Genomic DNA, 18903 nt, shown 5'->3' on the forward strand with positions numbered 1-18903 from the left:
ATGAGCTTAACCAAAAAAATCGACTTCGCCTTAATCCTGAAAGTAACCAACGCCAACCCAAACGGCGACCCCTTAAACGGCAACCGCCCACGTGCTGATTTCCAAGGTTTTGGCGAAATGACCGACGTATGCCTGAAACGTAAAATCCGCGACCGCCTGCAAGACAGTGGCGAGAGCATTTTTGTGCAATCGGACGAAAAGAAAACCGACGGCATGACCAGCCTGGCCAACCGCGCCAAAGACAAAGATGTCGGCTTGGGTGCGGATGCCTTTAACGCCAAAAAAGCCAACAAAGACGATACCGCCAAAAAGGCCTGTGAAAAATGGCTGGATGTACGCAGTTTCGGGCAGGTCTTCGCATTCAGCGGCGACGGCAGCAGCGGCATTTCCATTGCTGTGCGTGGGCCCGTTACCATTCAATCCGCATTCAGCGTTGAGCCGATTAACATCACCAGTACCCAAATCACCAAAAGCGTCAGCGGCGAAGGCGACGGTACGAAAAAATCTTCCGACACCATGGGCATGAAACACCGCGTCGATCAGGGCGTGTACGTTGCCTTCGGCGCGATGTCGCCGCAGCTTGCCGAGCGCACCGGCTTTTCAGACGACGATGCCGAAAAAATCAAAGCCGTACTCACCAAACTCTTTGAAGGAGACGCATCTTCCGCCCGCCCCGAGGGCAGCATGCAGGTGCTGAAACTTATCTGGTGGGAACACAACAGCAAAGCAGGGCAATATTCTTCCGCCAAAGTGCATAGCAGTCTGAAAGTGAATGCCGATGGCAACTATGAACTGGAAAACCTTGACGGTTTAACTCCGCAGGAAATTGACGGTTTCTAAAGCATTCAAAAAGATGACCGCACTTTTAACCGAAAGCCAAAGGGAAAATCAGGACACGCGCCTGATTCCCCTTTCCGCCCTGCAACACTATGCCTTCTGCCCGCGTCAATGCGCCTTGATTCATAACGAGCAGGCGTGGGCGGAGAACTATTTGACCGCGCAGGGCAAGGCGTTGCATGAGCGGGTGGATTCGGGAGAGCCGGAAACGCGCAAAGGCGTGCGCTTTGAGAGGACGGTGCATGTGTCGGCGGAGAAATTAGGCATCAGCGGCGTGTTGGATTTGGTGGAAGTGGACACGAAAACAGGCCGTCTGAAACCCGTGGAATACAAACGCGGCAAGCCCAAACACGACCCGATGGATGAAATCCAGCTTTGCGCCCAAGGCTTGTGCCTAGAAGAAATGACGGGGCAAACCGTCTCTGAGGGCGCGCTGTGGTATATGCAAACCCGCCACCGCGTCCCCATCATATTTTCAGACGACCTACGCGCCCAAACCCTCGCCACCATCGCTGCCGCGCGCGAACTTCTAAACAGCGGCCAAACTCCGCCGCCCGACTACGGCAAACGCTGCAAAGCCTGCTCGCTGGTGGAGATTTGCCAGCCGGAGTTGTTGGGGAAGCGGGATAGGTCGGTGGGGTATGTGGAGGAGTTGTTTGGGATAAAAGATCCATAACTTTTTCTGAGAAAGCTAGGTATTTTAGATAAATTAACTTAGTGTATTGCAACTGAAGTAAATTAGTAAGAAAATATGTTAATTATGATTTTGAAGTTATATAAATAGGAGATTTAATTATGAGTTTTTATGCAGATGGCACTAATGTTAAAGGGTTGTTAGAAGTAACGAGAGTTTATCGGATTCCACGTTTCCAAAGAGATTTTTCATGGGATCTTCAGAATTATAAGGAGTTTTTCAATGATATGCTTTCTCAAATTAAATTTAATAAAAGTTTAGAGAAATTCGAAACTAATCAGTATTTTCTCGGAAATATGCTTTTTTTAGGTGGCCGTGATAGTTTAGAAGTTGATGTTGTTGATGGGCAGCAACGACTTACGGTAATAACTATTGTATTGGCAGTAATTAGGAATGCTTTAGATGAAGAATGTAAAAAAGAAGGTTTATCTGAAAATTTAAAAACTAAAGCTCAAGATATTGCAGAGACAACGCACACCTATATCATAAAAAAACACGACGGGAAAATTCAAAGAAAAATAGAAACTTTAACAAGTTACCCTTATTTCACTCAAACAATTCAAGATTTCCATACTCGAAATGAGAATGTTGTTGCAACAACAGAAGAGGAAGAGTTATTGAAATCTGCTTTTGATTTTTTCACCAAACAAATTATTGCTAAAAATTTGATAAAAGAGATGTCTAAGAAACATGGAATAAAAATAGAATATACTAAATACATAGATTTATTAATTTGTTTACGTGATCAAATTTTAGTTTCTCAAGTCATAGCAATTTTTGCAGATCAAAAAGATCAAGCAAACCAAATTTTTAGCAATATTAATTCTAAAGGAAAACCTTTATCTCAAGTTGACTTGATAAAAAATAAATTATTCGAATATGTTGATATAACAGATGCAGGTGTTGATGAGCTATCAATATTTTGGCAGAATATGCAAAAAGAGATTGCGAATCTAGACACTTCGATTAGTGAATATTTTATACATTATTGGAAGGCAATTTACCCCAAAGATTCAGTAACAGGTAATAGTTTATTTAATAAGTTTTATAAGAAGATAAACTCAGAAGAAAAGTGTCGTAAATTTATTAAGGATATTGAAAAATCTTTCCCAATCTATAAAAAAATAATATCTCCGGATTTGCAAGATTATAAGCCTAAACAGTATAAATATGAGTATGAGGCTTTATTAGCTATAAGTAGATTTAATGGTATACAAATTCGCCCTGCAATACTCTCATTTATGATTAAAGAAAACTTAAACCCAGAAAAAAATAAAATAAACAATAAGATTCGAGTTTCTCTATTCAATTTTTTAAGTGACTTTCACTTTGTTGCATTTGGTACGGGATTAGGATTAAGATCGAATCAAGTGACTACACATTGTAAGATATTCTCGGAAGAGATAGATAAGGCAGAATCAAAAGATGAAATAATAAAAGCAGTAAATAATTTGAAAAAAAACCTATTTAAACTGATTGATAAAGAAAAATTTATTTCGGAATTTAAAAAATTGTCATTTGAAAAATCCACTGCAAGAAAATCTTTTAAAGATTCTTTTTCTAGTTCTTTTGCAGTTAAAAGAATTGCAAAATATCTAGATAGAAGAGATTATGAAGATAGTGATTACTCTATTGAGCATATTTTAAATGAAAGTGAAAATGAGGTTACAACAAATATAGGAAATCTTATGGTTCTTGAAGAAAAAATTAATAATTCTTTAAGCAAAATTTCTAGTTTTGAAGATAAAAAGGAAACTTATCAAGAAAGTAAGTACACTATGGTAAAAGAATTATGTAAAAGGGAGTCTTTTAATCTTAATGATATAGATGATAGAGCTACTGAATTGGCTGAAATATTTTGGCGTATTTTTGAAGCTGAAAGTCAAAACGGCAATTAAAATTTGATTATGATTGAAATAAATTCATGAGCAAGAGTAACAACTGTGTTGTCGACCGACGGGTTAGCAAATCAGTTACTACAAGAGTATTTGAAAGTTCTGATGGTGGTTAGTTGGCAATCATAGGATAGCTTGGCGATGTAACCCAATAAAATGTTGAAATTTCAAACTGAGGCCGTTTGAAAAAGTAATCTTCCAGCCGTTCTGATGGATTACGGTGTTTTAGCTAACGCAACTAAAATTTTCAGATGGCCTTTATATTAAGCCAATCAAGAAATATAGCGATTAAGAAATATAAAGAGAGTAGTTCAAAATCAAAGGGAATTTAAGCCATGCGCAAACTGCAAAACACGCTCTATATCACCACCCAAGGCAGCTATCTGCATAAAGAGCGGGAGACGCTGGTGGTGGAGCAGGAGCGTAAGAAGGTGGCGCAGTTGCCGGTGCATTCCATCGGGCATATTTTCTGCTTTGGCAATGTGTTGGTGTCGCCGTTTCTGCTGGGGTTTTGCGGTGAAAATAATGTGAATTTGGCGTTTTTTACCGAAAACGGGCGTTATTTAGGGCGGCTTCAAGGGCGCCAAAGCGGCAATGTGCTGTTGCGTCGGGTGCAGTATCGGGTGTCGGAGCAAAATCCCGTGCCGATTGCGCGCAATATCATTGCGGCGAAGATTCAGGCGAGTAAGCGGGTGCTTCAGCGGCAGATTCGCAATTATGGCGAGAATGCGGCGATTCAAAGTGCAGTTGATGCTTTGAATATTTCGCTGCGGCAGTTGAAGGGTGCAGCGGAGCTGGACGTGGTGCGCGGTATTGAGGGCGATGCAGCGGCGCGTTATTTCGGCGCATTCAGGCAGCTTTTGAGCGAAAAAAGCGGTTTTTCTTTTGACGGGCGCAACCGCCGTCCGCCTAGAGATGGGGTAAATGCTCTGTTGTCGTTTGTGTACAGCATCTTGGGCAAGGATATAAGCGGCGCGCTGCAAGGCGTGGGGCTGGACCCGCAGGTGGGATTTCTGCACGCCGACCGACCGGGACGAGACAGTTTGGCGCAGGATATTTTGGAAGAATTCCGCGCATGGTGGGCAGACAGGCTGGTGTTGTCGCTGATTAACCGCGGGCAAATCAAACCGCAGGATTTTGTTACCGAGGCAAGCGGCGCGGTAAGCTTGAAAGCGGAGGCGCGTAAGCTCTTGTTCCAAGCCTTGCAAGCGAAAAAGCAGGAGAAAATTGTGCATCCGTTTTTGGGGGAGGAAGTGGAAATCGGACTGCTGCCGTATATTCAGGCGATGCTGTTGGCGCGCCATTTGCGCGGGGATTTGGCGGAATATCCGCCGTTTTTGATGAGATAGGTTTGCAGGTCGTCTGAAAGCGGGTTGGACATTTTCAGACGACCTCTAAAGCAGCCTGCACATGGGAATACAAAATGCTGATGCTGATTACTTACGATATTTCGCTGGAAGACGCAGAAGGGCAGGCAAGGCTGCGGCGCGTGGCAAAATTGTGTCTGGACTACGGCGTGCGCGTGCAATATTCGGTGTTCGAATGCGACATCGCGCCCGACCAGTGGGTTGTTTTAAAAGACAAACTCTTAAAAACCTATAACCCCAAAACCGACAGCCTACGCTTTTACCATCTAGGCAGCAAATGGCGGCGCAAAGTGGAACACCACGGCGCAAAACCGGCGGTGGATGTGTTTAAGGATACGTTGATTGTGTGAATCGCCAACCTACGGTTCTCATGAAAATGCGACAGGGTTGGCGAATGGGGATTGTTCTTTAACAATCAGGATATTGCGAATACGGGTGTAACGGAAAAGGCTGTGTTATACTCGCGTTCGCGCTTTTCTTGTGAGCTTAGCGAAATCGGGGCTGCGAAACCTGATGGAGCAAGGCTTTTGAGAGAGGCTCCAGCCGCCTTCGGGCGGCTGTGTGTTGAAACCAGCACCTTATCCAAATTGCTCACATTACGAAGACCAGCCGCCTTCGGGCGGCTGTGTGTTGAAACAAAGATTCACCATTACCAAATTCATCCAAATCATCCAGCCGCCTTCGGGCGGCTGTGTGTTGAAACTGTATCAGTCAAGGAAATACCTGCTTGAACCAAGCCAGCCGCCTTCGGGCGGCTGTGTGTTGAAACAGGATATTCCTTACCAAAGAGTATGGAGCAACAGCCAGCCGCCTTCGGGCGGCTGTGTGTTGAAACTGAACTTTTTCCGCAGCTTCACGCGAATCCATGTTGAGGGCCAGCCGCCTTCGGGCGGCTGTGTGTTGAAACTGAACGTCCGCCAATATCGGTTAGTGCTGATAGGGCCAGCCGCCTTCGGGCGGCTGTGTGTTGAAACGAAGTCGGCGTTGTAGTCAATACAGTATTTGAACCAGCCGCCTTCGGGCGGCTGTGTGTTGAAACCACAGACATCTAAAAAAAAGACCGCCCAAAGGCGCCAGCCGCCTTCGGGCGGCTGTGTGTTGAAACCATCATTGTTATGTTCTAAAGCTCCATCTTGTGTACCAGCCGCCTTCGGGCGGCTGTGTGTTGAAACAATCTCTGAACATCACAAAATTTTCGGTCACGCACCAGCCGCCTTCGGGCGGCTGTGTGTTGAAACATGGATTAACCTACGAAGACCCCGAACAATAGTATCCAGCCGCCTTCGGGCGGCTGTGTGTTGAAACTGGCATAAATATATTAATACTCACAAAATCGAGCAGCCGCCTTCGGGCGGCTGTGTGTTGAAACATCAATTCAGCGAAGAGATGCCGACCCCGTTAGGCCAGCCGCCTTCGGGCGGCTGTGTGTTGAAACGCCATATTACAAAGGTTGTTGACTTATATCGTCGTACCAGCCGCCTTCGGGCGGCTGTGTGTTGAAACGTCCCTACGCTCGCCGAAAAGCCCGAAAGCAAACCCCAGCCGCCTTCGGGCGGCTGTGTGTTGAAACAAAGCAAAAGACATCGTTATCCCTTTCGAAGTTCCAGCCGCCTTCGGGCGGCTGTGTGTTGAAACAGCCACGTCAAGGCAGCTAAGCTCGAAGGCGATCCAGCCGCCTTCGGGCGGCTGTGTGTTGAAACCCTTTGGTTACAGCCTTGATTTTATTAGAGTTTACCAGCCGCCTTCGGGCGGCTGTGTGTTGAAACCAGCGTTTTCAATTAAAGAACGATTAAGGTTATTCCAGCCGCCTTCGGGCGGCTGTGTGTTGAAACCCTGTAGTATATCCGTAGGTAATACTGTATCTATCCCAGCCGCCTTCGGGCGGCTGTGTGTTGAAACCAATGTTAATTTGCGTTAAGTACTAGTAAAGCATCCGCCAGCCGCCTTCGGGCGGCTGTGTGTTGAAACACCTACGGTAAGCTACGGGTAAGCTACGGGTAAGCCAGCCGCCTTCGGGCGGCTGTGTGTTGAAACTTTTACTGTTCGGAAACAGTAGCCGCCCGTTACCCCCAGCCGCCTTCGGGCGGCTGTGTGTTGAAACAAGCATTGCAAGGCATCTCTGTCGATAGCGGTTTCCAGCCGCCTTCGGGCGGCTGTGTGTTGAAACCATTTAAAAATTAATATTCCGCCATCCTCCAACACCAGCCGCCTTCGGGCGGCTGTGTGTTGAAACAAGAGTAATCCGTGCAGACCGTCCGAAAGGGCGCCAGCCGCCTTCGGGCGGCTGTGTGTTGAAACCTTACAGGCAAACTCCACGCTTTTCTCGTTTGCTGCCAGCCGCCTTCGGGCGGCTGTGTGTTGAAACAATCCGTCCCACGCAACGGATACCGCCTCTATACCCAGCCGCCTTCGGGCGGCTGTGTGTTGAAACAAACCGATGTGTTTTCGTGCTTCTTTAATCCATTCCCAGCCGCCTTCGGGCGGCTGTGTGTTGAAACAATTCTTTCTTTTAAAGAATCGTTTAAGCCAAGAACCAGCCGCCTTCGGGCGGCTGTGTGTTGAAACTGGTAGGCTTTGGCAATTTTTGCCGCAAACTGCAACCAGCCGCCTTCGGGCGGCTGTGTGTTGAAACGATTTCTTTCGGGTGGTGTCTGTTTTGTTTCGACCAGCCGCCTTCGGGCGGCTGTGTGTTGAAACAGGACTTCGCGCCGTTGGTTTGGCGACAGGTCGTCCAGCCGCCTTCGGGCGGCTGTGTGTTGAAACCAAGTCGATAATCCGCGAACATAACTGCGTGATACCAGCCGCCTTCGGGCGGCTGTGTGTTGAAACAGTACTTGTTGAATATCAGTATTTACTAGTGTCCCAGCCGCCTTCGGGCGGCTGTGTGTTGAAACTTCCTGCACGCACTAAATGCGGTGGGTCGAAAACTACCCAGCCGCCTTCGGGCGGCTGTGTGTTGAAACGTCGATTGAAACAGCAGAGGAGTTTGTCAGGCTGCCAGCCGCCTTCGGGCGGCTGTGTGTTGAAACGAGGAAAACACGGGAATCAGCCTGATTAATTACAACCAGCCGCCTTCGGGCGGCTGTGTGTTGAAACGATATGAGCGAGAAAGAAAAACGCCCTGTCGGGCGCCAGCCGCCTTCGGGCGGCTGTGTGTTGAAACCCACTTTTAAGCCCTGCGTATTGGAACACAGGCGCCAGCCGCCTTCGGGCGGCTGTGTGTTGAAACGAAACTATGGCGTTATCGCTTCAGGCTCGAAGGCCCAGCCGCCTTCGGGCGGCTGTGTGTTGAAACATCACGCAACGCCGCCAAATGCTGCAAGATTGGCCAGCCGCCTTCGGGCGGCTGTGTGTTGAAACCCCGATAAACAAAACGGCATTGTCCCCGTGGTTGCCAGCCGCCTTCGGGCGGCTGTGTGTTGAAACATCTCCTCGCGGTCGTCTGAAACCATCTCAGACGCCAGCCGCCTTCGGGCGGCTGTGTGTTGAAACTACTACGAAGATAGTAACATCGAGATTTCGCGAACCAGCCGCCTTCGGGCGGCTGTGTGTTGAAACAGCGGTCATGGCTTTAGCGTGGGTTATTTCGGGTCCCAGCCGCCTTCGGGCGGCTGTGTGTTGAAACGGCAAACCCCTTTTTAATGTCATTCCTCCAATCCCAGCCGCCTTCGGGCGGCTGTGTGTTGAAACAATCATTACCCATGTCGCGCCATCATAATCAGGCCCAGCCGCCTTCGGGCGGCTGTGTGTTGAAACCAAAACGGAAGTGGAATTGTCCTCAGACGGCAGTGCCAGCCGCCTTCGGGCGGCTGTGTGTTGAAACGCAGTCGTGCCGTCAAATGGGCGCATGACCGAGCCCCAGCCGCCTTCGGGCGGCTGTGTGTTGAAACACCTACGGGGATACTACGGGAATATACGGGGATCCAGCCGCCTTCGGGCGGCTGTGTGTTGAAACTGTATTTGTAGTAGCCTTTGTCTTGCGTATCTGCCAGCCGCCTTCGGGCGGCTGTGTGTTGAAACCCCATATATCCCCCGTATATCCCCATATACCCCCCCCAGCCGCCTTCGGGCGGCTGTGTGTTGAAACAAACTTGCACCACTTTATACGGAAAAACAACAACCCAGCCGCCTTCGGGCGGCTGTGTGTTGAAACTCAGTCTTGATTTTGGCTAACTCGTCTTCAACCGTCCCAGCCGCCTTCGGGCGGCTGTGTGTTGAAACAATTCGCGGCATAATGTCTGCGCGGCTCTCGCCCCAGCCGCCTTCGGGCGGCTGTGTGTTGAAACATTTATTACTGCGTCGGGGCAGTTTGGTTTTCTCCCAGCCGCCTTCGGGCGGCTGTGTGTTGAAACCTGCAAATCAACTATCCCAATGCCGACCCAAACCCCAGCCGCCTTCGGGCGGCTGTGTGTTGAAACCTGCAAATCAACTATCCCAATGCCGACCCAAACCCCAGCCGCCTTCGGGCGGCTGTGTGTTGAAACGACATCGCGCTCTGATAAAGCAATGACCGAGCAGCCAGCCGCCTTCGGGCGGCTGTGTGTTGAAACTTTGGAGTACACAATGGCAAAGTTATATGCAGAAATCCAGCCGCCTTCGGGCGGCTGTGTGTTGAAACTTATTACGTTTTGCGGATTTTTTATTGCCTATCGCCAGCCGCCTTCGGGCGGCTGTGTGTTGAAACCTGATAGAATCAGGAAATAGATTCATTTGTTGTTCCAGCCGCCTTCGGGCGGCTGTGTGTTGAAACTATGAACGGAATCCGCACCTGAAAGGGCTTACCCCCAGCCGCCTTCGGGCGGCTGTGTGTTGAAACTTTTGAATGACCTTGCCTTAAAGCCGCTTTCCTAACCAGCCGCCTTCGGGCGGCTGTGTGTTGAAACACTGAGTCTCAGAATAGACCTGATTATCTTGTCCCAGCCGCCTTCGGGCGGCTGTGTGTTGAAACATCTCCGAACATCACAAAATTTTCGGTCACGCACCAGCCGCCTTCGGGCGGCTGTGTGTTGAAACAAATTTGAATAATGATTTTGTTAAATATAGACTTCCAGCCGCCTTCGGGCGGCTGTGTGTTGAAACATATTTGTACCTAAAAAACTTGTTATCCTATTGACCAGCCGCCTTCGGGCGGCTGTGTGTTGAAACCTGCTTTTTCAAACGCGCGGTCGATTTTAATACTCCAGCCGCCTTCGGGCGGCTGTGTGTTGAAACAATTACACCTTTCTTCATCAAATGTATGACCGTCGGCGGTGTAGATGGCGGCAGGTTTCAAGTGCAGGAAATCGCGCCGTTTGTGCGGCAGGATATTCTTCAAATCCCGCGCGCCGCGGCGTCCGCGTTCACGCTCCACATTGCCAAGCTTGCCCAACCACCGGCGCACCTGATGGATACTCGGCACATCGCCCCGTCTCCCCGTGGGAGAGGGTTGGGGAGAGGGCAAAGCCTCCAGCCTATTCACAAACAAGCGGTAAGCTTCGGAAACAGAAGGCTTCATCGGCAGCCGGTAGCATTCCAAAAACACAGGCAGCCAAGACGGGACGTTCATATCCTCGGTTCTGGATTTCGGCGCGAGGCTGTTAGATTCCCGCGCCGCAAACCACCGCTTGATTGTCCGTACGCTCGGCAGCTTCCCACCGCCGCCGCGCCCGTCGGCAGCCAAAGAAAACAGCTTTGCGATATGTTCGAAGCCCGGCATCTTCGCCTGCGTCAAAACAGTCGTCATCGCCGCCTCCTTCGATACACCCGATTCCGCCATTACCCGCTCGACCGCAGACAAAACCCCGCGTCGTGCCGATTCGCACAGCCGTTGTTGCTCCGTCGATCCGTCCGCAACGCCGATGGTCAGCTGTCCCCCATTCACATCGGGAGAGGGCAGCCCCGCCGCCTCGCCGCCTTTTTCTTCAGAATAAGACAGTGGGGTGGGTAAATCTGACAAACCGCCCAGAACCTCGTTCAACTTCTTCGCCTGAATCAGTTTCAATACTTCAGGGGGCGGTGCATATTCGCGGCGTTTGCCGTTTTTCCCACCCTGACAAGAGGCTTCAATAAAAGACCACTTCTCTCGTTCAACCTTATATAAGATTGCTCTATTCGTTTTAGGAAATTTTTCCAAGTTCATTTCCAACAACTCGGAAATTGAGTAATGCGTTTTCATGCTGCTGCCTCTTTATATAAATAAGCGTAGCGGGGTCGGATGCGCCGCCCGTCTTTTGTCCACCGCTCAGGCCACAACTCACACAAGGGCTTGCCCAATACTTCCGCTATCGCCATCTCTCCGGCAGTCGATGGCTTTCTTAAAGCCTGACGCACTGTGCTTTCGCCTATACCTGCCATCGCAGCCACATCGGCAAGCGTCAGCCCCTTCATCTTAATTTCAGCCCTAATCAGTTCTGGGTGCATAAACAACCTCCTGTTAAATATTAGACGGGGCGGATGAAATTCCACGTATCGGCATTCAGTGCGGTGGCGCATGCGTCGTAATAGTTACCGCCAAACACTTCTTTTTTGCCGTTCAGCCATACAATCAGGTGCTTTTTGGTTTCCCCACGCCCTTGGGCAAAGATTCGCCCTACCGTGCTTTCCTGATTTGTATTCCAATCATTCATTCTCATAACATTTGCAACATGTTTCATTTTTTAAGTCCTTTCGCATTTGTTGAATATTTCAATAAAACCGTTTAATCGGTCGTCCGAACCGTTTCAGACGACCTGTTAAACAGTCTCCTTCCTGACGGGGCGAATACCCGTCATTTTTTTGGCTATTTCCAAATTGTTAAAGAACGCTGCAAAATCGGTTATACTGTTTTAAAGTTGCCGTTTCGCTGTTTTTAAAATTATATAACTTGGAAATTATTTCGCAACTAAAATTTCCATGCTTTTCCATGTTGTTTTAACAAGTGATTGTTTTAAATATGAAAATAATTTCTAAGATTTTTTCCATGTTTTTGATTGGAGCATGGAAATGAAAAAGCCAAAATTCAGCATCTCTGAAATTCAGAATTTGATTACCCAGTTGAATCTAATAAGCCTGCCGAATACAACACGTGCCATTCAATACAGGGCAGAAAGAGAACATTGGGAATATGAAGAAGCACCTTCACGAGGTGGGAAGAAAGGTGTTAAAAGAATCTATCCTCTTCCTCCTTACGTTATTGATGAATTGGAACAAAAAGGCTTGCTCCATTTGATAGATGGCGCGGAAACAGACACGCCGCTTGAAGTCCGCAACACTCAACCCGATGTGGCGTATATCGAAAATATAGATTACGCCGACTGGGCGGCGAGTCAGGATACGCGCGACATCGTACCCGTCCGCTATTACAAAGAAGTCTTCGCCAGCGCAGGCAGCGGCGCAATACCGTGGGATACTAACCCCGAAGCCATGTGGTTCCGAACAGCCTTCTTCAAACACCTGCAGCTCTCCCCCGCAGACTGCTTCTGTACCCGTATCGACGGGGACAGCATGTTTCCAACCCTAATCGACCAAGGCACCGTCCTATGGCAAACCGCCACGCGCTACACCCGTGAAGGAATCTACCTGTTCCGGCAGCAAGACGAACTCCGAGTCAAACGCCTGCAACGCCTGACCGCCGATACACTCAACATCATCAGCGACAATCCAAATAAATCCATCTACCCGACAACCCAACTAACCCTGTCCGCCACTACCCCCGCCGACTTCCAAATCCTCGGCAAATACCTCTGGAGCTGCGGCATATCAAAATAAACAACTTCCCGATAATTCCCATGACAAAAAAAGCGCGAAACCGACAAAAAACTGTCAGATTTCGCGCTTTTTTCGCAATTCTAAAATTTCCCCCACTTTTTTAAATTTCCTTAGCCTTTCAATAATTTCCGCCTTTTTTTCTCGTTATATATCTATGACAAAACTAACACCACCCCACACTTAGGCGTTGCCATAACTCGCCAGCCGCCTTCGGGCGGCTGTGTGTTGAAACCAAAGATTAACCGTAAAGTTTGGGCGGTGGTCATCCAGCCGCCTTCGGGCGGCTGTGTGTTGAAACTGTCGGAACACCCGTAGAATCATCAACTTTATTCCCAGCCGCCTTCGGGCGGCTGTGTGTTGAAACTTTTTATGCAATGTATCATATTATGACACTTTGCCAGCCGCCTTCGGGCGGCTGTGTGTTGAAACCGCTGGCAGATGGCGGGAAAGATGTGGCGGAGAACCAGCCGCCTTCGGGCGGCTGTGTGTTGAAACCTGTTTCTGCAACATCACGCCGCCTCTTTAACTCCAGCCGCCTTCGGGCGGCTGTGTGTTGAAACATCGACACGCTTAGTTTCACGTTTAAAGAAAAATCCCAGCCGCCTTCGGGCGGCTGTGTGTTGAAACTTGATGTCGTGCAGCGAGTAAATACGAACACCTTCCAGCCGCCTTCGGGCGGCTGTGTGTTGAAACCATTATCATCAGAACCACCCATTTTTGAATTGCCCCAGCCGCCTTCGGGCGGCTGTGTGTTGAAACAGTCAATAACCCACGATAAAGAAAGGTCGTCTGAACCAGCCGCCTTCGGGCGGCTGTGTGTTGAAACTTTCGACCTGGGTCGCACTGGGTAAGCTTTCGACCCAGCCGCCTTCGGGCGGCTGTGTGTTGAAACTTCAATGCTTCTGATTGCAAAGTATGAAGGATTCACCAGCCGCCTTCGGGCGGCTGTGTGTTGAAACATCGGAGTCGAACCGCAAATGCGTGTCTTTGAACCAGCCGCCTTCGGGCGGCTGTGTGTTGAAACTCTTCCAAGACGGCCAACCGCTGCTTTTCGTCTTGCCAGCCGCCTTCGGGCGGCTGTGTGTTGAAACCACTGTACTCGCCCAATAAATCTTCTTGGAATCACCAGCCGCCTTCGGGCGGCTGTGTGTTGAAACGATTTCTCCGACAGCGAGCTCCATTCCTTCTCCCCAGCCGCCTTCGGGCGGCTGTGTGTTGAAACAATGAAGATTTTTCTATCTGCCCATTCCTTTTTGCCAGCCGCCTTCGGGCGGCTGTGTGTTGAAACTGCACATTCTCTGTTGAAAAGATGTTGATAAATTGCCAGCCGCCTTCGGGCGGCTGTGTGTTGAAACTTGGAAGACCATGCAGGAAGTGACTTTCAATTTCCCAGCCGCCTTCGGGCGGCTGTGTGTTGAAACTGCATTCAATCAGCCTTTCTTAACGGGTTGAAAACCCAGCCGCCTTCGGGCGGCTGTGTGTTGAAACATTTCAGAGGTGTCTTCTTGCACCATATGAGCCGTCCAGCCGCCTTCGGGCGGCTGTGTGTTGAAACCATGACTATCAGAAAAAGTGTAGCCGCCGTGTGCCCAGCCGCCTTCGGGCGGCTGTGTGTTGAAACGCAGGTGTATTCGACCGAGTTGCTGTTGATGTAGCCAGCCGCCTTCGGGCGGCTGTGTGTTGAAACCAGGTCGGCGGTTTTGGTGCGCACGTTTTCCAGCTCCAGCCGCCTTCGGGCGGCTGTGTGTTGAAACCATTTGCTCTTTCGAACGCTGGACGCAAACCTTGCCAGCCGCCTTCGGGCGGCTGTGTGTTGAAACTACATCGTGGCTCATTCCATTATCGACGTGAAACCAGCCGCCTTCGGGCGGCTGTGTGTTGAAACAGTCCCAATGATTGTCAAGATTTTAAAAATGTGTACCAGCCGCCTTCGGGCGGCTGTGTGTTGAAACATCAAGGAATCGCTACAAGCCGTACCGTCAATTTCCAGCCGCCTTCGGGCGGCTGTGTGTTGAAACATTCAAAGGTTTCATTTCGTATCCTCGAACACTTCCAGCCGCCTTCGGGCGACTGTGTGTTGAAACCATGACAAGACCCTTTTCGGTGTACTTGTTGCCCCAGCCGCCTTCGGGCGGCTGTGTGTTGAAACACCAACAAACGACCCATCTTTGAAATTTTATGCAACCAGCCGCCTTCGGGCGGCTGTGTGTTGAAACATGAAGACGTGGACGACCGCAAAGCTGAAGCCATCCAGCCGCCTTCGGGCGGCTGTGTGTTGAAACTGCTTCGGTCGCTGTCTTGGCTTTGTTGATGTAGCCAGCCGCCTTCAGGCGGCTATATATCAGTACAACTCAGAGATTTCTTACAACAAAGGTCGTCTGAAAACCTTATCAATCGGTTTTCAGACGACCTTTTTCAGCCATCAACATAAGCCCGATACTTTGGAATAGGCTATGGGCATCAGACAGATAGGTCAGCCGATTCGGGCATCAGAATTTCACACCTTTATGCAAGGCTACGATGCCTGCACTCATATTATGGTAATCAACGCTGTCGAAACCGGCATCCAGCATCATTTGTTTCAATGTTTCCTGGTCGGGGTGCATGCGGATGGATTCTGCCAGATATTGATAGCTGTCTGCGTCTTTGGCAATAAGTTTGCCCATGACCGGCAGCAGTTTGAAGGAATACAAATCGTATGCGCCTTCCAGTGGCTTGTAGACTTTGGAAAATTCCAATACCAAGAGCGTTCCGCCCGGTTTGAGCACGCGGTACATTTCTTTGAGCGCGGCATCTTTGTGGGTCATGTTGCGCAAACCGAAAGCAACGGAAACCAGATTGAAGTAGTTGTCGGGAAACGGCAATTTTTCGGCATCGGCCAGCGATACGGGCAGAATCAAACCTTCATTCAGCAGTCTGTCTCTGCCCACTGTCAGCATGGATGAGTTGATATCAGTCAGCCATACTTCGCCCTCTTTCCCCACACGCTTAGCCCAGCCGCGCGACAGGTCGCCGGTACCGCCGGCGATATCCAGCACTTTATCGCCCTTTTTCAGACGGGCGGTATTGATGGTGAAATGTTTCCAAACGCGGTGCAGGCCGGCAGACATGACATCGTTCATGATGTCGTAGTTTTTGGCTACGGAATGGAACACTTCGGCCACCTTACCTGCCTTTTCTTCTTCGTTGACGGTAGTGAAACCGAAATGGGTTTTGTGGTCGCTCATAGAGGTGCTTTCCTAAAATAATCTGAAATCAATATGGTTCAAATAGTATTTCGATTTTCAGACGACCTTGCTCTAGGGGTCGTCTGAAAGTTTAATCATTGAGGGGCAAACCTGTCTTTCAATTTGTCCATGGCTACGCCGAATGCTGAAATTTCATCTCAGAAGGTGATGGCATTTTTATCGTCATTCACGATATGCTTTTTGCGGACCGGCTTAGCGTAGTCTATCAAATGGATGGCTAAATAATCTTTTTTATTCAGGTAACAACGCAACTCGCCCGTGTAGTGGCATTGTACCCTCAAGACCGTATCTTTCCAGCCGATTCTGTTTGACATCCGACAGGCTGATATATTTTTCAAGCGAGGAACAGAGCCTGCTTTGCCGACATCCTGCTGTCCGTCACAATGCCGCTTCAAAAAGAACAAACACGCTCAGTAATCAATGATGCCCGCCACAACCGCCGCTGCCGCAGGAATGCTTTTTACCGGCAACAAGGTCTGCGGCACTCGGTATTCTGGAAGCTCCGGCTTCTTTCATTCTGCGGAGATAATCCTGCCAAAGCGCATCATAATCGTAAGCCAATTTGTAAAGATAAGCCCAGTCATACAAACCGCTATTATGACCGTCTGAAAAAGTAATTTTGAGCGCATACTGACCGACAGGGTCTAAATCAGAAATTGTGACTTCTGCTTTACCCGTCTGCAAGACATCTTGTCCCGCACCATGTCCGCGCACTTCGGCGCTGGGAGAGTAAACGCGGAGAAATTCGGCAGGAAGGGTTTTGCGTTCGCCGCGATAAACCAAAACCAAAGCCGAGCGGTCATATTGCAAACGGATTTCTTCAGGAATGTTATTATCAACTTGGTTCATGTCATACCCCCCATTTTCTTGCGCAGCACTGCTACCCAGATTGAAAAAACGCCGCCCAAAAACGCAAACAGCAAGATTAAAATGAGCGCAAAACGGGTCAGCGCAATCCGCATCGACATATCCAAACCCAAATCAAACACTGCCAAAACCACATATATCAGGAAAGAAAGCATCATCAGTCCGATACAGATAAAGGCGTAACGCGTATGGGCGGCAATTTTCGGATGGCGGATCATTGTTTGAGAAACAAGAAATAAATTTCCGCTATTCTAACAGTTTTACGGTTCACCCAAACAATAAAGTATAGTGGATTAAATTTAAATCAGGACAAGGCGACGAAGCCGCAGACAGTACAGATAGTACGGCAAGGCGAGGCAACGCCGTACTGGTTTAAAGTTAATCCACTATATCTTGCCCTACCCTGCTTTGTCTTGTTGCGTATAAAGAAGGTCGTCTGAAAACCTGTTTGGATTTCAGACGACCTTGATTGCCTATTGCCAGATATAAAGCAAGACTGCCTTATCATTTTCTTCTTTCGGCGTTAAACGGACATCATCTCCTTTGTCTCCGGTAACCCGTACCACCATACCGCCGATCTGACGCTCCATGACTTCAAGTTTCGCTTTGCCGCGTTGGCGGTAAACATACTCCTCGCATTCCCGCTGGCACCAAAAATCCTTCCAATGAATGAAATATTTCTTGCCCGATTCAATAGCCAGTTTCTCTCCGCCTTTAACGATGAAATAAGGATAATCAGGCTTTTTCGTTCTGAAAGTCCATTCGGCTTTTTTGGATTTGCCATTGCGTTCATACTCGAATACGGCGCGATACGCGGTATCGTATTCCAAAGGCGACAAGGGAAATAAGGCAAACTGTCGATCAGAAAACGTATGATTCGGATCATTGCTTGCCGTCATCACCTTGACCTTCTCTATTTCGTTTTTGCCTTGGTAAAGCTTGAACGACTTCATTCGGATTTTTCCGGCAGATTCCGCAAAAGCAATGCTGACAGGGTTGCCAGTAAATTCATAACCCGGCATGGGGTCGGGATGTTCGCCGTGAAAATCCGGCATGGCAAAATTGCCTTGCGGATAAACAACATAAAGAAACTCGCGTTGCGCCTTGATTTCGTCCGCGTAAACAATGGCATAGTTGTTGCAGGCGTTTTGATAATAACGCCGCCCCGGTTCAGGATAAACCCTGCCTAAACCGCAATAATAATTAAACTGATGATTTCCCTGATTAATGGCGACAGATGTACGCCCGTCGCGATACTCAAATGCCGCACCAGCTTCATCAATGCCTTGTTCCAACAGAGAGAAACGGTGATAAATGGCGGTCATCAAACCGTCAATCTGCTGCTGAACAGGCAAATGGGTATCTACCTCTTCAGGATACGGATAAAAACCGGTGCTGATATTTTCATGTACGCCATCATAAAAATAACCGACCTTTTGGGCGCGTTCCGCCGGACGGTTGCCCGTGAAAAACGGATTGCTGCGATGACGTTCGTCATGACCGTCTTCAGGGTTCTGCAACAAATAACGCGCATGATTGCGGGCAGATTTTTCCAAAACCGATGAATACGCCAAAGTCGGCAACCCCGCGTTTGCACGCAAAAAGTTCAGGTAAGCCAATCCGCCGAATGACGAAACGGAAGACCTGTCATGCGGCGACTCAGCATGAATCAGCTCGTCATGGGAAATCCTATGGTTTTGCTGGTAATAAAAAAAACCGAATGCCGCAGCCAGCAGCAGAAGCCAGAAAGTGAGATTTTTCATCTTGTTATCAATATAAGTGAGAAGACGGCGAAAGTTATGCCTATTTCATTGCAAACTCTGAATCATACAGGATAAAGGTCGTCTGAAAAACCAAAACCCCGACTACAAACCGTGTAATCGGGGTTATCCATAAAAAAGGCTTAATATTGGTATTGATTCTGCTCAGGATATTGGTTCTGCGCCGGGTATGGATATTGGTTCTGCGCCGGGTATGGATATTGATTCTGTTCGTACATTTGAGGCTGCTGTACTTGTTGGCTGTTGTCGATTCTGCTGCCGGTACGTTCCAATGCCTGACCTGCCTTGCCGATACCGTGACCGATACCGCTGACAGAACGTCCGATAATGCGGGAGCCGTCCTCCCGAACGCCGTTCCAAGTATTGTAACAACCTGCCAAAGTCAATAAAACCAGTGCAACAGATAATGCTTTCATGATGTGCTCCTATCGTTAGTATAGCCAATCCGCAGCTTTAAAAACTGCGGGTATGTTTCCATTGACAGTAATC

The 18903-nt window shown here is 48.8% G+C and carries 14 protein-coding genes and 2 CRISPR repeat arrays; of the genes, 7 read left to right on the forward strand and 7 right to left on the reverse strand.

All coding sequences use genetic code 11. The features are described 5' to 3' along the window. The 6 genes from cas7c (at position 1) to ACMYUL_RS01035 (ending at position 10702) form a co-directional block, all read left to right on the forward strand. Complete coding sequence (cas7c, locus tag ACMYUL_RS01010) at positions 1-840, forward strand: type I-C CRISPR-associated protein Cas7/Csd2 (protein ID WP_314271815.1); 840 nt, start codon at positions 1-3, stop codon at positions 838-840. 13 nt (positions 841-853) lie between these two features. After that, the gene (gene cas4 / locus ACMYUL_RS01015) at positions 854-1513 is read left to right on the forward strand and encodes a CRISPR-associated protein Cas4 (RefSeq protein WP_415771616.1); all 660 of its coding nucleotides are present in this window, start codon (positions 854-856) and stop codon (positions 1511-1513) included. A gap of 119 nt (positions 1514-1632) precedes the next feature. Next, on the forward strand, positions 1633-3429 hold the full coding sequence (locus tag ACMYUL_RS01020) for a DUF262 domain-containing HNH endonuclease family protein (RefSeq protein WP_314597834.1): 1797 nt from the start codon (positions 1633-1635) through the stop codon (positions 3427-3429). A 332-nt stretch (positions 3430-3761) separates the two neighbouring features. Then, positions 3762-4775, forward strand: a complete 1014-nt coding sequence (gene cas1c / locus ACMYUL_RS01025; protein WP_314597833.1) for a type I-C CRISPR-associated endonuclease Cas1c — start codon at positions 3762-3764, stop codon at positions 4773-4775. A 74-nt stretch (positions 4776-4849) separates the two neighbouring features. Continuing rightward, a complete protein-coding gene (gene cas2, locus ACMYUL_RS01030) occupies positions 4850-5143 on the forward strand; it encodes a CRISPR-associated endonuclease Cas2 (RefSeq protein WP_308019597.1) in 294 nt (97 codons plus the stop codon). 189 nt (positions 5144-5332) lie between these two features. Then, positions 5333-10004: direct repeats of the CRISPR family, unit length 32 nt; unit sequence CCAGCCGCCTTCGGGCGGCTGTGTGTTGAAAC. A gap of 392 nt (positions 10005-10396) precedes the next feature. Further along, positions 10397-10702, forward strand: coding sequence for a hypothetical protein (locus ACMYUL_RS01035; RefSeq protein WP_415771619.1), 306 nt, complete (start codon positions 10397-10399; stop codon positions 10700-10702). A 241-nt stretch (positions 10703-10943) separates the two neighbouring features. On the opposite strand, the gene ACMYUL_RS01040 is transcribed toward ACMYUL_RS01035, so the two are convergent. Then, the gene (locus ACMYUL_RS01040; RefSeq protein ID WP_415771620.1) at positions 10944-11192 is read right to left on the reverse strand and encodes a helix-turn-helix domain-containing protein; all 249 of its coding nucleotides are present in this window, start codon (positions 11190-11192) and stop codon (positions 10944-10946) included. 20 nt (positions 11193-11212) lie between these two features. After that, complete coding sequence (locus tag ACMYUL_RS01045) at positions 11213-11425, reverse strand: hypothetical protein (RefSeq protein ID WP_415771622.1); 213 nt, start codon at positions 11423-11425, stop codon at positions 11213-11215. Positions 11426-11753: 328 nt separating this feature from the next. Between ACMYUL_RS01045 and ACMYUL_RS01050 the strand changes: the two genes are divergently transcribed. Then, positions 11754-12518: a S24 family peptidase gene (locus tag ACMYUL_RS01050; RefSeq protein ID WP_415771624.1), complete on the forward strand. Its 765-nt coding sequence runs from the start codon at positions 11754-11756 to the stop codon at positions 12516-12518. 200 nt (positions 12519-12718) lie between these two features. Continuing rightward, positions 12719-14800: direct repeats of the CRISPR family, unit length 32 nt; unit sequence CCAGCCGCCTTCGGGCGGCTGTGTGTTGAAAC. A gap of 207 nt (positions 14801-15007) precedes the next feature. Here the strand turns inward: ACMYUL_RS01050 and ubiE are convergent. The 5 genes from ubiE to ACMYUL_RS01075 form a co-directional block, all read right to left on the reverse strand. After that, positions 15008-15745 carry a bifunctional demethylmenaquinone methyltransferase/2-methoxy-6-polyprenyl-1,4-benzoquinol methylase UbiE gene (gene ubiE, locus ACMYUL_RS01055; protein WP_003760056.1) on the reverse strand — a complete coding sequence of 246 codons (738 nt, stop codon included), beginning with the start codon at positions 15743-15745 and terminating at the stop codon, positions 15008-15010. 438 nt (positions 15746-16183) lie between these two features. After that, positions 16184-16615 carry a gamma-butyrobetaine hydroxylase-like domain-containing protein gene (locus ACMYUL_RS01060; protein WP_070514238.1) on the reverse strand — a complete coding sequence of 144 codons (432 nt, stop codon included), beginning with the start codon at positions 16613-16615 and terminating at the stop codon, positions 16184-16186. Beyond that, positions 16612-16851, reverse strand: a complete 240-nt coding sequence (locus ACMYUL_RS01065; RefSeq protein WP_415771627.1) for a cytochrome b6 — start codon at positions 16849-16851, stop codon at positions 16612-16614. The genes ACMYUL_RS01060 and ACMYUL_RS01065 overlap by 4 nt, the downstream gene beginning before the upstream one ends. A 255-nt stretch (positions 16852-17106) precedes the next feature. After that, the gene (locus ACMYUL_RS01070; protein WP_415771629.1) at positions 17107-18396 is read right to left on the reverse strand and encodes a CAP domain-containing protein; all 1290 of its coding nucleotides are present in this window, start codon (positions 18394-18396) and stop codon (positions 17107-17109) included. A 140-nt stretch (positions 18397-18536) separates the two neighbouring features. Beyond that, positions 18537-18830 carry a pyrrolo-quinoline quinone gene (locus ACMYUL_RS01075; protein ID WP_415771631.1) on the reverse strand — a complete coding sequence of 98 codons (294 nt, stop codon included), beginning with the start codon at positions 18828-18830 and terminating at the stop codon, positions 18537-18539. Positions 18831-18903 lie beyond the last annotated feature (73 nt).

Origin of the sequence: Neisseria sp. CP9 (genome assembly GCF_047758525.1) — a bacterium.
In the GTDB taxonomy this organism is placed as follows: Bacteria; Pseudomonadota; Gammaproteobacteria; order Burkholderiales; family Neisseriaceae; genus Neisseria.

What these genes read in the sequence shown, in the direction of transcription:
- cas4 (WP_415771616.1), top strand. Translation starts at nt 854, where the DNA reads ATGACCGCACTTTTAACCGAAAGCCAAAGGGAAAATCAGGACACGCGC.
- ACMYUL_RS01065 (WP_415771627.1), bottom strand. Translation starts at nt 16,851, where the DNA reads ATGATCCGCCATCCGAAAATTGCCGCCCATACGCGTTACGCCTTTATC.
- ACMYUL_RS01040 (WP_415771620.1), bottom strand. Translation starts at nt 11,192, where the DNA reads ATGCACCCAGAACTGATTAGGGCTGAAATTAAGATGAAGGGGCTGACG.
- cas7c (WP_314271815.1), top strand. Translation starts at nt 1, where the DNA reads ATGAGCTTAACCAAAAAAATCGACTTCGCCTTAATCCTGAAAGTAACC.
- cas1c (WP_314597833.1), top strand. Translation starts at nt 3,762, where the DNA reads ATGCGCAAACTGCAAAACACGCTCTATATCACCACCCAAGGCAGCTAT.
- ubiE (WP_003760056.1), bottom strand. Translation starts at nt 15,745, where the DNA reads ATGAGCGACCACAAAACCCATTTCGGTTTCACTACCGTCAACGAAGAA.
- cas2 (WP_308019597.1), top strand. Translation starts at nt 4,850, where the DNA reads ATGCTGATGCTGATTACTTACGATATTTCGCTGGAAGACGCAGAAGGG.
- ACMYUL_RS01045 (WP_415771622.1), bottom strand. Translation starts at nt 11,425, where the DNA reads ATGAAACATGTTGCAAATGTTATGAGAATGAATGATTGGAATACAAAT.
- ACMYUL_RS01050 (WP_415771624.1), top strand. Translation starts at nt 11,754, where the DNA reads ATGAAAAAGCCAAAATTCAGCATCTCTGAAATTCAGAATTTGATTACC.
- ACMYUL_RS01070 (WP_415771629.1), bottom strand. Translation starts at nt 18,396, where the DNA reads ATGAAAAATCTCACTTTCTGGCTTCTGCTGCTGGCTGCGGCATTCGGT.
- ACMYUL_RS01075 (WP_415771631.1), bottom strand. Translation starts at nt 18,830, where the DNA reads ATGAAAGCATTATCTGTTGCACTGGTTTTATTGACTTTGGCAGGTTGT.
- ACMYUL_RS01060 (WP_070514238.1), bottom strand. Translation starts at nt 16,615, where the DNA reads ATGAACCAAGTTGATAATAACATTCCTGAAGAAATCCGTTTGCAATAT.
- ACMYUL_RS01020 (WP_314597834.1), top strand. Translation starts at nt 1,633, where the DNA reads ATGAGTTTTTATGCAGATGGCACTAATGTTAAAGGGTTGTTAGAAGTA.